Below are 16,739 nucleotides of genomic sequence, written 5' to 3'. Positions count from 1 at the left end.
AGCGCCGAGACCAGCACGCCGGACAACCGGCAGGACGCAATGGTTGGGAGAGAGAGGATGATGTTACTGTTGGCAGCGGCCGCCGCTGCCGCGACCGCCCCGGACATCGTGGTCGGTCGTTGGCAAACCCCTACCCGGCACGGTGTGGTGGAAATCACGCGATGCGGCACGTCGATCTGCGGGTCCCTGATCGAATCGGACGGCCTGCGCGCCGACCCGCACCTGAAGGACATCCATAACAAAGACGCTAGCCTGCGCACCCGCGCGCTAAAAGGGCTGACGATCCTCAAGGGCTTCACCTGGAAGCCAAGCGCCTGGAGCGGCGGCACGATCTACAACGCCGAAGACGGCGGCACTTACAACGCCACGCTCACCCCCACCAGCGCCGACCAGATCAAGCTCAAGGGCTGTATCGTCTGGCCGCTGTGCAAGACACAGGTGTGGACGCGTATTCGGTGATCACCTGATCGCCGGTTCACTAAAAAAGACGAGAGGATGGAGAGGTACATGAACACATTCCGCAGGACTTCCGCGCTGGCGACGATGCCGGTGATGTTCCTGGCCTTCAGTGGCGTCGCGCATGCGAGCGCTTTTTACTTGCAGGAACAGTCGGTCAAGGGTGCCGGTCGCGCCTTTTCCGGCGAAGTCGCGGACCAGGGACCGGAATCGATCTGGTGGAACCCGGCGGCGATCGGCTGGCAGGATGGTTGCGCCGGCGCGCTCGGCGTCAGCGCCATCCTGCCGCGCGGCAATGTCGTCGATCGGGGCACGGTGATCGTTCGCCCCGGCCAGGCCCCCGCCGCCGTGGGTGGAGACGCCCGTACGCGCAACCCGATCCGCAATGGCGTGCTCCCGGCCGGATCGTTCGCGTGCGGCGTGGCGCCGCGCCTGTCGGTCGGCATCTCGATCAACGCGCCGTACAGCTTCACCACCGATTACCCCGCGACCAGTTGGGCGCGCTACAGCGCCGACCGGACCAAGCTGCGCACCTATGACATCGCGCCGACAGTCGCCTTTGCCGTCACCGACAATCTCGCGATCGGCGCATCGATGAACATCGAATATTCCGACGCCACGCTTTCGAACGCGCTGCCCAATCTGTCGCCGCTGCTCCCGGACGGCGAACAGCGTCTGTCGGGCAACGGGATCGACTTCGGCTACACCGTCGGCGCGCAATATCACGTCGGACCCTTCTCGATCGGCGGCAGCTACAAGTCGGCGATCAAGCACCGCCTCGATGGATCGGTGGCGATTACCGGACTTGTCGGCCCGCTCGCCCTGCAGAACCGCACGATCCGCACCACTGCCCGGTTCAGCACGCCCTGGCAGGCGATGGTCGGCGCACGCCTGGCAGTGACGCCGGCGATCACGCTCAACGCGCAGGCGGTCCGCACCGGCTGGTCCGAGTTCGACGCGATCCGGCTCGGCGGTCCGCTCAACACCGCGCTGCCGGAAAATTACCACGACACCTGGAGCTATGCAGGCGGCGTCGATCTCACCGTCTCGCCCAAGCTGACGCTGCGCGCCGGCGTGCAGCGCGACGAAAGTCCGACAAGCGACGGCAACCGCGATGCGCGCGTGCCCGACAGCGACCGCTGGAACTTCGCGGGCGGCGCGAGCTACGCGATGAGCAAGTCCTTCACGGTCGATGCGGCGGCGTCGTACATCACCTTCAAGGACGCGAAAATTGATCGTCTTACCGCAGCCTATGTCGGCACGCCCGCGCAAACGCCGGTCGTGGTCAACGGCGCGCTGACCAACGCGCATGCGGTCGTGCTGTCGCTCGGCGGCCGGCTGCGGTTCTGACGGAGACAATAGGATGCCCGCCCTCGCCTCGTCGCCCGCCGACACCGTGAACGAACCGTTCGCGATCCACCCGCGCCTCCTCACCGATCTGCTCGATCATGCGGTGGCGACCTGGCCGGAGCGGATCGCGATCGATTTCCTCGGTCGAACGTGGACGTACGGGGCGCTCGGCGCGCTCGTCGCGCATGCCGCGCGCGGGTTGCAGGATCAGGGGCTGAAGCCGGGCGACCGCTTCGGCCTCTGCTTGCCAAATTGCCCGTATTTCGTCGTGCTGTATTTCGCCGCGCTCCGGGTCGGGGCAATCGTGGTGCAGTTCAACCCGCTCTACACCGAGCAGGAACTCGATCATCAGATCCGCGATTCGGGCACGCGCATGATCGCGGTGCCCGATATCGGCGCGATCCACGACAAGGTGGAAACCGTCGCAAAGGGCACTACGATCGAGCGGATCGTGGTGTGCGGCATGGCGGACATGCTGCCGACAATACAGGCACTCGGCTTCACCTTCCTAAAGCGCAAGGATCACGCGCATATCGCCGACCGGCAGCTAAACCTGCCGCTGCGTGCCCTGCTCGCCAACAGAACCGCGCCCACGTCCGTCCCGGTGCGCCCGGACGACGTGGCGGTGCTCCAATATACCGGCGGCACCACGGGCGTACCGAAAGGCGCGATGCTCACTCACGCCAATCTCACGGCCAACAGCGCGCAGATGCTGGCGCACGTCGGCGGGCTCCGTCCGCTTCAGGAACGCACACTCGGCGTACTGCCGATGTTCCACGTCTTCGCACTCACCACCGTACTCAACTTCTCGATCGAGATCGGCGCGGAGATGGTGTTGTTGCCGCGCTTCAACATGACGCAGATGCTGCGCACGCTGAAGCGCAAGCCGCCGACGCAATTTTTCGGCGTCCCGACCATCTACGCGGCTGTCAACGCACTGCCGGAAGCGCAGATACCCGATCTTTCGAGGGTACGCGCGTGCATCTCAGGCGGCGCCCCGCTTCCCCACGAAGTCCGCGAGACCTTCGAGCGCCGCACCGGCGCCCGCGTGGTCGAAGGCTACGGCCTGTCCGAAGCCTCGCCCATCATCGCTTGCAATCCCCTCGAAGGGCTTCTCAAACCGGATAGCTGCGGCCCGCAGTTCCCGGCGACGATCCTCGAGATTCGCGACCCGGCGGCGCCCGAACGGCTCATGCCGACGGGTGAACGTGGCGAGGTCTGCGCACGCGGGCCACAGATCATGAAAGGCTATTGGGGAAAGCCGGCCGACACCGACGCAGTCTTTGTCGATGGCGCACTGCGCACCGGGGACATCGGTTATCTCGATGCGGACGGATATTTGTTCCTGGTCGATCGGATCAAGGATGTCATCCTGTGCGGCGGCTACAATGTCTATCCACGCACGATCGAGGATGCCACGTACCAGCATCCAGCCGTGAAGGAGGCGATCGCCATCGCCATCCCGGACGCGTATCGCGGCCAGTCGCCAAAGCTGTTCGTCGCGCTTCACGAGGGTCAGCATCTCGACGTCGCGGAACTCCGCCAGTTCCTTGAGGCGCGGATCAACAAGATCGAGATGCCCAAGGAGTATGAGTTCCGCGACAGCCTCCCCAAGACCCTGATCGGCAAACTTTCCAAGAAAGAGCTGATCGCGGAAGACAGGGCCAATCGTGCGTCGCACGAGAAAACATCTTGACCCAAATGCGCCTTCCTGTTCGTCAGCGCAGTATGCCGTGTGGGTGGAGCGACAGGTGAATACGTCGGAAAATCTGGAAAGTGTCAGGGCATTGGTCCGCAAAGCCCCTGCTGACGGTGTAAGAAAAGGCATCCAAGAAGTTGCCGAACAGCTCGGGGTCACGCAGCGGACACTGCGTTTCTACGAGGGGAAAGGCTTGATCGAGCCCGAACGCGTCGGCAGCACACGTGTCTACACGCGGCGAGACATCGGCCGGATGCAACTCATCCTGCGCGGCAAGCGCCTCGGCTTCTCGATCCGAGAGATCGTGGAATTTCTCGATCTGTACGACGCCGATCCCGCGCACGTCGAGCAGATGGCGCGGCTCGCCGAACGCGTCCGCGAGCGGCTGAGCGATCTCGAAAAGCAGCAGGTCGCGCTGGTCGATACGATCCGCGAGTTGCGCCAGATCGAACATGAGGCGATGGAGCGGTTGGAACAAGCCGGCGCGCTCGAACGCACGGCGGCGAAAAGATCCCGGCCTCCCGCACGCTGACGCCGGCGATCGCCCCGGGTCACAGGGCGCGCATCTTGCCAAATTTCCGCGATGTCGTACGAACATACAAGATCAACTCCGGGAGGCCGCGTGGAGAAACCCGATCGTCCGGTGCGCAGCGCCACGATCATCGACGTGGCGGCGCGCGCGGGCGTTTCCGCGATGACGGTGTCGCGCGTCATCAACGGCCGGGACGGAGTCCGTCCCGAAACGCGTGAAGCGGTCGAAAGCGCGATTGAGGCGCTGTCCTATACCCCCAACGCCGCCGCACGCAGCCTCGTCACCGCGGCCGAATTGCGCGTGGGCGTGGTCTATTCCAATCCAAGCGCCGCGTTCATGAGCGAGTTCCTCACCGGCATCTTCGAGGAAGCCTCCACGCGCGGCGCCCGCCTGATCCTGCTGAAAGGCGAAGGTGGCGCACCGCCGCCCCGGCCCGCGCTGGAGAAGCTCGCCGAGTCGGGGCTGTCCGGCATCATCCTCGCCCCGCCGCTCGGCGAGGCGCCGATCGTGTTGAACGTGCTGCGCGGCCTGGGGCGGCCGCTCGCCGCGGTGGGGGCGTATGATGTGCCCGACGCGACCTGCGTCCGCATCGACGACCGCCGTGCAGCATGCGAGATGACGCAATATCTGCTCGAACTGGGCCATCGACGGCTCGGCTTCGTGCTTGGCAACCCCGATCAAGCCGCGAGTGCCGAGCGCATGGCCGGCTTCTACGATGCCGTGCGCGACGCGACCAACGTCGAGGTGAAAGTGGCACAGGGGGACTTCAGCTACGGTTCCGGCCTGATCGCGGGCGAACAATTACTCGACGGTCCCTCGCCCCCAACCGCGATCTTCGCGAGCAACGACGATATGGCGGCGGCGATCGTATCGGTCGCGCATCGGCGGCAACTTGACGTGCCGCGCGAACTCACGGTCGTCGGGTTCGACGACACCACCGCCGCAGTTACGCTCTGGCCTCCGCTCACCACGATCCGCCAGCCACTCCACCAGCTCGCCGCCGAGGCGCTGGCCGTGGTCGCGTCCGAAGCAACCGGCAGCAACCGGAAAGCGCGCCGACGCCGCGAACGCGTGCTCGACCATAGCATCGTCAAGCGCGCGTCCACCGCTCGGCCCGCTTAAGCGGAGGTCGAATCCTTTCCCGCATAGCGGAACCATTCGAAGTCGGCGGGCATCGCCGTGCCGGACAGATCCTGGCACGCCATGCCGACGAAGGTGCCGGTGAAGTTCGGCATACCAGGCGCCGTTACCTCGTCGGAAAGGATGCTTGCGTCGAAGGCCGTCGGCACGACGTCCCATTCATCCGAACCATCCATCCGCCAGGCGAAGTGCAGCACATCCAGGGCGACCGTAACGCGCAACTCTATCGCGCCGTCGGGCAAGGCGGGCACGACGACACTGGTCTCGCATCCGATTTCAGGATGGGCCGACATCACCTGAAGCTGGCGCACACCAGCGTCCACCGTCACGTTCAGATAATGGAATTTGGTGGAGTTGTAATAGCAGATCAGGCCGGCGGCCTGCTGGAAGTGAGTCGGTGCGAACTCCATACGCGTCGTCACCGTATAGTCGAAATGCTCCTGCCGACGCGCGACCAGCGCTTGCCGAAAGTGGCTCCCGACCGTCTCGCGCCCGAACAGGCGGAGGCGGCCGGGACGGGCCGTAAGGCTGAACAGGTCGTCTGGATCGGGCGTGCGCAGCCACTGAAACTCTTCAGGCAGATCGGGCTGATCGAAGCGACCGTCCCATACGCGTTGCGGCCAGGGCACAGGCGCCAGATCCGGCGCTTGTGGCGCCAACTCGGGCTCGGCATCGCCGTTGATCGTGCGCAGCCAGCCGTCTTCGCCCCAGCGCACAGGCTGGATCGCCGTTTCCCGACCGAACACACAGCGCTCGCGCCCCGGTAGCGGACGCCCGCAGAGATAGGTCAGCCAGGTCGTGCCGTCGGCGAGGTCGACGAGATCGCCGTGCCCGGCGCGCGCGATCGGCGCATCGCGTCGTCCGCGCGCCGTCAACACCGCGCCATCGGGATGCACTTCGTACGGCCCGAAGATCGAACGCGATCGCGCCATCACGACCGCATGGTCCCAGCCCGTACCGCCCTCCGCCACCATCAGATGATACCAGCCGTCCCGCTTGTAGAGATGCGGCCCTTCGGTGAAGCCGCGTTCGGTGCCGGTGAAGATCAGCTTCGCCTCGCCGATGAGCCGCAGCGCGGCGCGATCGAACTCCTGGATCACGATGCCGGCGAAGCGGCCCCGGTTTGGCCGGTGATCCCACAACATGTTGAGCAGCCAGCTCCGGCCGTCGTCATCGTGGAACAGCGCCGGATCGAAGCCGCTGCTGTTGAGGTAGATCGGATCGGACCAGTCGCCGTCGATCCGGTCGCACGTCACCGCATAATTGTGAAAGTCGCGCAGAGACGCGCCGGACGCGCCGTTCACCGTGGTTTGACCATAGCGCTTTACATCGCTGTAAATGAGCCAGAATTTCCCGTCGGCGTAGCTGAGGTCGGGTGCCCAGACGCCGCAGGAATCGGGGTCGCCGCGCATATCGAGTTGGGCGGCGCGGCGCAGCGGGCGCGCGGCGAGGCGCCAGTGCACCAGATCGCGGCTGTGATGGATCTGCACGCCCGGATACCATTCGAACGTCGAGGTGGCGATGTAGATGTCGCCCCCCACGCGCACGATCGAAGGGTCGGGGTTGAAGCCGCGAAGGATGGGGTTCTGAAGGCGGGTCATGCGGGCTTACGCACCAAGGTCCACAACAATATCGCTCCTATAAGATCCATAAGGCCGAGCAGGATGAAGAACGGCTCGTAACCGACCAGATCGACCATCCCGCCGAGCACCAGCGAGAAGACCAGCACGCCGAGGTTGCCGGCCAGCCCGGCCAGCCCCGCGGCGGTCGCCACTTCGTTGCGGCGGAACAGATCGGAGGCCATCGTGATAACGGTAACAGAGAGGGTCTGGTGCGCGAAGCCGCCCAGGCACAGCAAGGCGATCGCCGCGTAGGGGCTGACGACGGTGCCGACCAGCGCCATTCCGGTCATCATCACCGCGCCGAGCGTGAATGCGCCGCGCCGCGCATTGATCAGGGACACGCCGCGCCGCTGAAGGAACGCGGCGACCGCCGGGCCGAAGAGGCAGCCGAGATCGGCCGCGAGAAACGGCAGCCACGCGAAGAGCGCAATCTGGGTGAGATCGAACCCACGCACCCGCACCAGATACAAGGGCATCCAGAACGACAGCATGCCCCAGACCGGATCGGCCAGCAGCCGCGGCAGCGCGATACCCCACAGATCGCGGCGACGCAGCAGCGACAGAATGGAAGGACGCGCCGAGTCGGCCGCGAGGCGCGTCTCCTGCCCGGCGGCGATATGCTCCCGCTCCGCCTCGCTCAAGTGGCGATGCCGCTGCGGCGTGTTGTACCAGGCGAGCCACGCCAGACACCAGACGACGCCGAGCCCGCCCGCGACGACGAAGGCGAGCCGCCAACTCTGCATCATCACCGCCCAGGCGACCAGCGGCGGCGCCAATACCGCGCCGAACGACGCGCCGATATTGTAGATGCCGCCGGCTGCACCGCGCTCGCGCGCCGGGAACCATTCCGCCACCAGCTTCTGCCCCGCCGGTTGCGCCGAGCCCTCGGCGAGGCCGAGCAACCCGCGCAGGCCGGCGAAACTCAGCCAGCCGGCCGCGAAGACATGCGCCATCGTGACCAGCGACCAAACCATCGCGCACAGGAAGAAGCCGATTCGCAGCCCGGCGCCATCGAGCAAATATCCCGCCAGCGGCTGAAGCATGACCCCGACCTGAAACGCGCCGGTGATCCAGCTATATTGCTGGGTGCTGATGTGCTGTTCCGCGAGGATCACCGGCGCGGCGACGCCGAGCACGGAGCGCGCGAGGTAATTGAGGATCATCGCGCCGACGAACAACGCGATGATCGTCCAGCGCAGCTTTGGAATGCGGGCGGAACGCAAAGGGGCAACTCCGTTAACGTAAACATCGCCGCGCCCTGATGGACATGCGGCACAAGGCGGCGGCGGCTCCGAAAACGATCCTGACGACCGTTTCTGGCGTAACGCCCTCCTGACGCTTGCACTAGCCGAGGTCACATCGCCTTGACAAGCATCGCTAGTAGGACTAATTCGAAGATGTTAACGTAAACATTGTGCGGCGCACAAAAGCAAAGCCGCCGTTGACGCCATGATGCTCGGTCCAACGGCACATGGGACTAGTAATGGCTACGAAAAGGGGAGAAAATACCTGAAACACATTCCTTCAGCATTGCAGCATCACGCTACGCTGTCACGCCCGATCAAGTGACCGCGATCGCCTCACGGCGAATCGGCGAAGATGCAAGCGCAGGCGCGCGGCTGACGTCCGCGCGGTGCAGAATCACCAACCGCTCCGGTCCTCGGTTTCGCGTCCGGAAGAAGCAAGAAACACGCCTTACAGGCCAGGGGAGATATACATGTCGTTGAAAGCTTTGGATTGCCGCTCATCCCTATTGCGTGGCGCATCGTTGGCGGCGGTCATCGCCTGTCTGCCCTTGCCGGCGTTCGCGCAAGCACCGGCGCAATCGGCCCCGGAACCCGCTGCGGAAGCGCCCGCGACGCTCGACGCGCAGACGCCCGCCCAGTCCGACTCCGCCGCACGCGACATCGTCGTAACCGGCTCGCGCATCGCGACGCGCGGCTTCACCGCGCCCACACCGACGACGGTGATCAGCGCGCAGGACATCGCGCAGAACGCGCAGCCGAACATCTTCAACACGATCGCGCAGTTGCCGTCGCTGCAAGGCTCGACCGGCACGCAGGTCAACACGTTCAGCACGTCGAGCGGCCAGCAGGGCCTCAGCTCGTTCTCGCTGCGCGGTGTGGGCGCGATCCGCACGCTGACGCTGCTTGACGGCCAGCGCGTCGTCGGCGCGAACGTGACCGGCGTGCCCGACGTCAGCCTGTTCCCGCAATTGCTGGTCCAGCGCGTCGATGTCGTCAACGGCGGCGCCTCGGCCTCCTACGGCTCGGACGCGGTCGGCGGCGTGGTCAACTTCATCACCGACACGCGCTTCACCGGCATCAAGGGCAATCTCCAGGGCGGTATCACCACCTATGGCGACAACAAGCAGATCCTGGCGCAGTTGGCGGTCGGCCACAGCTTCCTCGATGGCCGTCTGCATGTCGTCGCCAGCGGCGAATATGCCCATGACCAAGGCGTCGATGGCGGCGACTTCGGCCTGAAAATGGCGGGCGGTCGCAAGTGGTTCGACCAGACCTCGATGATCGATCGCGGCGTGCTCAACGACGGATCGCCGCAGTTCATCATCCGCAACAACGTTCAGTCGAACAGCTTCGCCAAATACGGCCTCATCACCGGCGGCCCGCTCCAGGGCATCGCGTTCGACCAGTCTGGCCGACCGTTCCAGTTCCAGTATGGCTCGAACGGCGTGCCGACGCGCTTGCCGGCGGGCGGCGTGAACGGTTGCTATGGCGGATTCTGCCTCGGCGGCGATCTGTCGGGCAACGTCGATGTGGGCCGTTCGCTTCAGTCGGCGCTCCAGCGCGTAGGCGGCTACACCCGCGTCGGGTTCGATATCGCGCCTGACAACGAACTGTACGCGACCGTCAACGTCGGCCAGGTCAAGACCAACAACCAGCCTGTCAACGGCATGAATAGGCCGGGTCTCACCATTCAGTGCGACAATGCGTTCCTGCCCACCGCGATTTCGGATGCGTGCCGGACCGCGAACATCACCAACTTCCAGTTCGGCACCAGCAATGCCGCCCTTGGTAACACGCGCGTCTATACCAATCGCCGTCAGTATCGCTTCGTCGGCGGCGCGAAAGGCCGCGTGGCGGTCGCGGGCAGCGAATGGTCGTACGACATCTACGGCGAGCACGGCACGAACTATACCAACGTTGACGTCAACAACATCCTGCTCACCCCGCGCTTCAACAAGGCGATCGATGCGATCTCGCTGGGCGGTGCGATCGTGTGCCGCGACCCCGTCGCGCGCGCGAACGGCTGCCAGCCGCTCAACGTCTTCGGCGGCAACCCGTCCGCCCAGTCCCTGAAGTACATCATGCCGGATAACGGCCCGTACCAGCGCACCCGCCAGACGCAGGACGTGCTGAGCCTCAACTTCTCGGGCTCGCCGTTCAGCACCTGGGCAGGGCCGCTCTCGATCGCGTTCGGCGGCGAGTTCCGGCATGAATTCTACAAGGTCACCGCCGATCCGTACGGCGCGGGCTTCGCCAACACGCCGGCCAACAGCGACTATCCGGCCGATCCCATCCTGAATGCCAGCGGCAATGGCAACTGGTATGCCGGCACGTACAAGAACGGCCACGGCGCTTACAGCGTCAAGGAAGGCTTCATCGAGACGAACGTGCCGCTCGCCGACTCGGAAGCGCTCGGCAAGGCGAACCTGAACGGTGCGGTGCGCATCACCGATTACAGCACCTCGGGTACGGTGTGGGCATGGAAGATCGGCGGCACCTGGGCACTGCCGATCGACGGATTGCGTATCCGTGCCGTCACCTCGCGCGACGTGCGTGCGCCCAACCTGTCCGAACTGTTCGCGGCACCCGTCACGCAGACGCTGCCGAACTTCTTCGATCCGTACACGAAGACCAACGTGCTGGTCGTTCAGAACCAGATCGGCAACACCGCGCTGAAGCCGGAAATCGCCCGCAACACGACCGCTGGCATCACCCTGGCCAATCCGAAATGGCTACCGGGCCTGAACCTGTCGTTCGACTGGTACAAGATCAAGATCGATGGCGTCATCTCGGGCCTGAGCGCGAACGACATCGTCAATTTCTGCTTCCAGAACATCCTCACCTCGACCTGCAGCGCGTTCAACCTGAACCCCGCCAACGGCCAGACCTTCATCAATGTGCAGTCGTTCAACCTCGCTTCGATCGACACCGAGGGCTTCGACATCGAAGCCAGCTATCGCTGGCAGCGTCCGCTCGGTCTGCCGGGCAATTTCACGGTGCGCGCGCTCGCCACGCACGTGATGAAGTTCGTCACCGACACCGGCTTGCCCGGCACCATTACGATCGACTCGGCCGGCGACAACACCGGCAACACGCCGAACTGGAAGTGGTTGGCGGTCCAGAGCTACGACACCGACTCGTTCTCGTTCCTGCTTCAGGAGCGCTGGTTCAGCAACGGCACCTACGGCAACAAGTACATCGTCTGCCAAGCCGGTTCCTGCCCGGTTTCAAACAACAACCACCCGACGATCGACAACAACTTCTATCCGGGCCGCTTCTACATGGACGTGGGCGGCAGCTACAATATCACCAAGGACTTCACCGCCTACTTCAAGATCGACAATATGTTCGATGTCGATCCGGCACCGTCGACGATCTTCAACAACCCGTCGCTGTACGATCAGCTCGGCCGCACCTTCCGTCTGGGCGTCCGCTTCAAGATGTAACCTCCCCCCTCTGATGGGGCGCGGCTTTCCGCCGCGCCCCTTTTTTTGTCTTGATGGGATGACGACCATGAAAGCAATGCTTGCGACCGCCTCGATCGCCGCTCTGATGACGGGCGCCCCCGTCGCCGCAGCGCCGGCGGCACCAAAGCCGGTGGTGGTTCGGATCGACACGGCGCGGCGCGCGACGCCGGTCAGCCCGCACGAATATGGCATGTTCATCGAGCCGATCGGCGGGCTGGTCAATCGCACGCTGTGGGCCGAACTGCTCGACGACCGCAAATTCTATTATCCCGTCGTTCCCGCCTCGCGCGACACGCCACCGCCGCTCAACGCCGAGGGCCGCCCCGGCGTGACCTATCGCAAATGGCGGCCGATCGGCGGCGATGATGCGGTGACGATGGACACGACCGCACCCTATGTCGGCACCCAGAGCGCGAGCGTGGCCGTCGGAGGCGCAACCCCGCGCGGGCTGAGCCAGGACGGCATCGGCGTGGCTCGGGGCAAGCGCTATACGGGGCATCTGTGGATCAGCGGCGATGGCGGCGCCGCGGTGACGGTGGCGCTCGTCTGGGGTTCGCGACCGGAGGATCGGCAGAGCATCGCCCTGCCCTCCGCCGCTGGCGACTGGCATCAGGCCGATTTCGCCTTCACCCCCACCGCCGACAGCAAGGACGCACGGCTGGAGATCACCGGTACCGGCACCGGGCGTTTCCGGATCGGCGCGGTCTCGCTGATGCCGGCGGACAATATCAACGGTTGGCGCGCCGACACCACCGCGATCGCCAAGTCGCTCAACTCGGGCTTTTGGCGGCTGCCGGGCGGCAATTTCCTGTCCGATTGGGATTGGCACGAGGCGCTCGGCCCGCGTGACAAGCGCGCGCCGATGTTCGACCATGCGTGGAGCGCGATGCAGACCAACGATCTCGGCATGGACGAGTGGATGGATTTGTGCCGCATCATCGGCGTCGAACCCTATGTCACCGTCAACGCCGGGCTGGGCGACGCCAATTCCGCCGCCGAGGAGGTCGAGTATCTCAACGGCGCGGCGACCACCGATTGGGGCGCCAAGCGCGCCGCCAACGGCCATGCCGAGCCATACGGCGTGAAATGGTGGAACATCGGGAACGAGCCGTTCGGCTGGTGGCAGATCGGCAAGACCTCGCTCGATTATTATACGATCAAGCACAATGACTTCGCCGCCAAGATGCGCGCGCGTGACCCGTCGATCGTGCTGATCGCCTCGGGCGCCATGCCCGACCAGCTTCACCCCAAGGGCGTGCAGCAGAATTCCTCGCTGGAGAGCATCCAGCCCAAGTTCGGCACGGAGGAAGACTGGACGGGCGGCCTGTTCGCGAAATCCTGGGGTACCTTCCAGGGCATCACCGAACATTGGTACGATCGCGCCGAAGCGCGCCCCAACGCGCCGCGCGACGACGAGTTGATGGAGTTCGTGCGCTCGCCGTCAAACCATGTCCGCATGGAGGCGCTCGAATGGGGCATCTACCAGCAACGCTTCCCCAAGCTGCGCGATTCGGGCGTGTTCCTGTCGATCGACGAATATGCCTATATGGCCGGGCCGCCGACCCTGAAGTCGTCGCTCGCCTATGCGACGGTGTTGCAGGAGATGCTGCGGCACACCGATTTCCTCAAGATGGCGGCGTTCACCACCGGCGTTTCGACGATGGATATCACCCCCACCGACGCGACGCTCAACGCGACCGGCATGGTGTTCAAACTGTTCGGCGAGCATTTCGGCGCGGGCACGATTCCGGTCGCGGTTGACGGATCATCACCGCAGCCCGAGCCGAAATACCCGGTCGGCTATGCCCATCCCAAGGTTGTGGCGGGCAGCCCGACCTACCCGCTCGACGTCATCGCGGGGCTCTCCCCCGACGGCAAGACGCTGCGCGTCGGCGTGGTCAACGCGACCTATCAGCCGCAGCGGCTGGCTCTGTCCCTCGCGGGCGCGACGCTGCGCGGTGGCGGGGCGCGCTGGCTGCTCGCCGGCAAAGCGCTCACCGCCGAGAACAAGGTGGGCGCGCCTGCGGGCGTGACGATCCGCGAAACCAGCGTTAGCGGTGCTGCGCACGGACTGGTCGTGCCCGCCACCTCTGCGGCGATTTACGAACTGCCGCTGCGGTGAGCGCGGGCGGCGGCGCTCCACCGCCGCCCGCTTCTCCGTCACACCTCGGTCGCGAACAGCGCGTGGTGGGTTAGAATGAACAGCGTGCGGCCGTCGCCGCCGCCCAGCACCAGTTGCAGCGGCCGCTCGGGCACATCGATACGGCGGAGCAGCGCGCCATCGGGCGCATAGACGAACACCTGCCCGTTCGCGACATACAGCGTTCCGTCCGCGCCCCGCGCGACACTCTCGCCGCCCCGATCCGCGACGATCTTGAGGTCAGTGACGCTGCCGCCCGCCCCGACCAGACCGCTGTAGGTGCGGTTCTCCGAGGCGTTGGTCAGCGTCACGCGCGCCCCCGGCGCTGCGCCGACGAGGCCGTAGGCATCGAGCGGATCGGACCAGCGCCAGCCTTGCTGGTCGTCCGGCCCCTGGTTCCACACGCGAAACGCCGGCAGCACCAGTGAGCCGTCGGGCGAGACATATTCCTGCGGCTTGGCCTCGCCCATCTTGGTGGTGAAGAAGTCGGCGAGCGTCGGATAGGTGTAGGTTTTCGGATCGATCCGATCGTCGAACTCGCCGTTCGCCCAGACGTTGCCCGGCAGCAGCGTGGTGGCCGACGGATGCGGCCGGACCGGCGTGGGCGCGATCACCCGCACCGCCGCCGGCTTGGCGGGATCGATGCTGTACACCGTCCCATCGCGTCCGGCGGAGGACAGCACCATCAGGTCGCCCGAGCGATCGACCGCGAGGCTGACCGGATCGAGCGGCAGATCGGCGATCGTCTCCAGCCCGCCCGCGCGCGACCAGCCGTGGATACGGTTGAAGAAGCGGTCGATGAAGTACAGCTTGCCCTTCGCATCGGTCGCTGCGCCGGCGATCGAGTAGAAGCCGTCAGCGAGCTTCTCGACACCTTGAGTGACCGGCACGGCGCTTGCCGTCGCAGCGGCACCGGGCGCGGCCGGCACGTCGAGCTTGGCGAAATCGCGTTCACGCACCTGCTGCTGGCGCGTCATGTCGGTGATCGCGTTGTCGAACGGATATTTGCTCGCCCGTGCGAACGTGCCGCAGCCCTTGGTGTCGCAGCTCGCGAAACCGCTTTCGGCGTTCACCTGCACGTTGCGAAAGCGGATGTCGCCTGAGTTGAACAGCCGGATCGCCGTGTCCATCGGCTTGGCGGTGCGCGTCACGCGGTAGGAATGGTAGTTGGCGAACAGGATGTTGCGCGTGTCGTGAAACTCGGTCGAGACCGCGTTGACGCCGTCGCGGACCTCCTGCTCGGTCTGCGGGCCGAGGAACTCCCAGTTCGCGACATTCTCGAGCACGATTTCATGCCGATAGTGGTGCTCGGCGGAGAGTTCGTAGACATGGCCCGGGGTGGTGGTGTCCGAGACGCGAAAACCCGCCGACGCGAGCGTGTTGGGCGACCAGATCGCCGCGAACGTGCCACCACCGCCGTCGGTCACCCAGATGCTCGCCGGTTGCCCGTCCTGGCGCACGCGCGGATCGCCGGGGCGCGCCTGCATCGTGCCGTCGCGAAGCACGGGGCCTTCGATCCGCACGTCGTTGACCATCGAGGCGGCACCCGCCTTCCACACCAATGCAGATGCGCGGGGATTGATGCTACCGGCCCACAACCCCAGCCCGGAGACGATCGCATCGCCGCCCTTCGCGCTTTCCAGCAGCGCTTTGGGACTGCCGACACCGGCGAAGGCGGGGGTATCGTCGCGCAGGAACAGCCGCGTGCGTGCCGGGTGGAGCGCGATCAGCACGCTATCCGGCCGCAGCTTGAGCGTGTCGGTGAGGCGGTAACGCCCGACCGGCAAATAGAGCACGCGGTGCGTGTCGATCGCGCGCTGGAGCGCTGCGGTATCGTCGGCCTCACCATCGCCCTTCGCGCCGAGATCATGCGCGTTCGCCCAGGCGGAAACCGGCGGCATCGCCCGGATCGCCGGCGCGGGCGCGGTGGGCATGCGCGTGAGCGGGACGATATCGGCGTCGGTGGCATATTCCCCCATCTGCCCGAGGCCGGCGAGCTTCAGCCCGTAGGAGAAATCGCGCACGCGGTAGCGGGCGCCCGCACCCGCCACCACAGTACCGCTCTCCCGCATCCGCGCGAACACCGGCACGTTCTGCGCGACGGCGTTGTCGAAGCCGATCTTGGTGTGGACGTCCTTCTCGTTCGAGATCAACACGCCCGCCTTGGCGATATTCTCGAAGCGGACGTCCTTGCCCCACAGGAAGTCCGAATAGCCCCGGTCGATCTCGATCCCGACCGGCGTGTCGCGGATCTCGACATTGACCAAGGTCAGCCCGACCTCATGCTCGCGGATCGCAGCGTCGCGCTGCCCTTCGAACGTCGAATCGAGCAGAGTGAACGGCCACATCGGCGCGGTCTTCTCGGTGACGATGCCGTAGCGCCCGCCGTAGAAATGCAGATCCTCGCAGGCGTTGCCAACCTGATAGACGCCCGCGAACCCAGATCCGAGATGAAAGTCGATGTGGCGCAGATAGGCGTGCTGCGCGACACGGAAGCGAACCGCGACCGCTCCGGCATTGCCGTCGCCGATCTCGAAATCGACGTTGGAGAGCGCGGAATAGAAGGTCGTCTGCGTCGCATCGAAGATCGTCGGATCGAACGGAACGGTCGTCCGCGGCGGCACCGCCGGCTTGCCCGAACGGAACTGGTCTTCACCGGTGAACGCGACCATCGCACCGATGCCGCTGGCGAAACCGGGCGTGTTGTCCCCGAGCACGATGACGGGCCGCGTCTTGCCCACACCGAATACGCGCACGCCCGAGCGCAGCAGAATGCTACGACTGATCCGGTAGCGTCCGGACGGGACGAAGACCAGGCCGCCGGCGTTCGGCGCGGCGGCGGCGTCGATCGCCTGTTGCAGCGCGGCGGTATCGTCCGCGCGCCCGTCGCCCACGCCCTTGACGATCACCGCGCGCGGATCGGCGGGAAGCGACTGGTACACCGAGGTGGAACGCGCCGCCGCAACCGCCGGCGTCATTGCGGCCAGCATCGTGCCGACCAGAAACGCTGCCTTCATCGTCATCCTCCCAAATCGCCGCGCCACGCGGATGCGCGGGCCGAACGGCACCAGCGATGCGCTGCGGAT

Annotated in this window: 10 protein-coding genes; 7 read left to right on the top strand and 3 right to left on the bottom strand. The window is 65.6% G+C overall.

Annotated elements, in window-relative coordinates:
- Positions 1-57: 57 nt before the first annotated feature.
- The 5 genes from PX554_RS15755 (at position 58) to PX554_RS15735 (ending at position 5,159) form a co-directional block, all read left to right on the top strand.
- Complete coding sequence (locus PX554_RS15755; protein WP_275503279.1) at positions 58-459, top strand: DUF2147 domain-containing protein; 402 nt, start codon at positions 58-60, stop codon at positions 457-459.
- Positions 460-507: 48 nt separating this feature from the next.
- On the top strand, positions 508-1,806 hold the full coding sequence (locus PX554_RS15750) for an OmpP1/FadL family transporter (protein ID WP_093223821.1): 1,299 nt from the start codon (positions 508-510) through the stop codon (positions 1,804-1,806).
- A gap of 13 nt (positions 1,807-1,819) precedes the next feature.
- Positions 1,820-3,502: a long-chain-fatty-acid--CoA ligase gene (locus tag PX554_RS15745; protein WP_275503275.1), complete on the top strand. Its 1,683-nt coding sequence runs from the start codon at positions 1,820-1,822 to the stop codon at positions 3,500-3,502.
- 91 nt (positions 3,503-3,593) lie between these two features.
- Complete coding sequence (locus tag PX554_RS15740) at positions 3,594-4,037, top strand: MerR family transcriptional regulator (protein WP_176787152.1); 444 nt, start codon at positions 3,594-3,596, stop codon at positions 4,035-4,037.
- 90 nt (positions 4,038-4,127) lie between these two features.
- Positions 4,128-5,159: a LacI family DNA-binding transcriptional regulator gene (locus PX554_RS15735; RefSeq protein WP_275503273.1), complete on the top strand. Its 1,032-nt coding sequence runs from the start codon at positions 4,128-4,130 to the stop codon at positions 5,157-5,159.
- On the opposite strand, the gene PX554_RS15730 is transcribed toward PX554_RS15735, so the two are convergent.
- Complete coding sequence (locus tag PX554_RS15730) at positions 5,156-6,778, bottom strand: glycoside hydrolase family 43 protein (protein WP_275503272.1); 1,623 nt, start codon at positions 6,776-6,778, stop codon at positions 5,156-5,158. The genes PX554_RS15735 and PX554_RS15730 overlap by 4 nt on opposite strands.
- Positions 6,775-8,022, bottom strand: coding sequence for an MFS transporter (locus tag PX554_RS15725; protein WP_256326189.1), 1,248 nt, complete (start codon positions 8,020-8,022; stop codon positions 6,775-6,777). The genes PX554_RS15730 and PX554_RS15725 overlap by 4 nt, the downstream gene beginning before the upstream one ends.
- A gap of 494 nt (positions 8,023-8,516) precedes the next feature.
- On the opposite strand from PX554_RS15725, the gene PX554_RS15720 reads away from it, so the two are divergent.
- On the top strand, positions 8,517-11,492 hold the full coding sequence (locus PX554_RS15720; protein WP_275503267.1) for a TonB-dependent receptor plug domain-containing protein: 2,976 nt from the start codon (positions 8,517-8,519) through the stop codon (positions 11,490-11,492).
- 67 nt (positions 11,493-11,559) lie between these two features.
- Positions 11,560-13,635 (top strand): alpha-L-arabinofuranosidase C-terminal domain-containing protein, encoded by a 2,076-nt coding sequence (locus PX554_RS15715; protein ID WP_275503265.1) that lies wholly within the window; start codon positions 11,560-11,562, stop codon positions 13,633-13,635.
- A gap of 38 nt (positions 13,636-13,673) precedes the next feature.
- On the opposite strand, the gene PX554_RS15710 is transcribed toward PX554_RS15715, so the two are convergent.
- Complete coding sequence (locus PX554_RS15710) at positions 13,674-16,670, bottom strand: glycosyl hydrolase family 28-related protein (RefSeq protein ID WP_420833453.1); 2,997 nt, start codon at positions 16,668-16,670, stop codon at positions 13,674-13,676.
- Positions 16,671-16,739 lie beyond the last annotated feature (69 nt).

The organism is Sphingomonas pollutisoli (genome assembly GCF_029167165.1).
GTDB lineage: Bacteria > Pseudomonadota > Alphaproteobacteria > Sphingomonadales > Sphingomonadaceae > Sphingomonas > Sphingomonas pollutisoli.
This window is presented reverse-complemented; position numbering and strand designations above follow the sequence as displayed.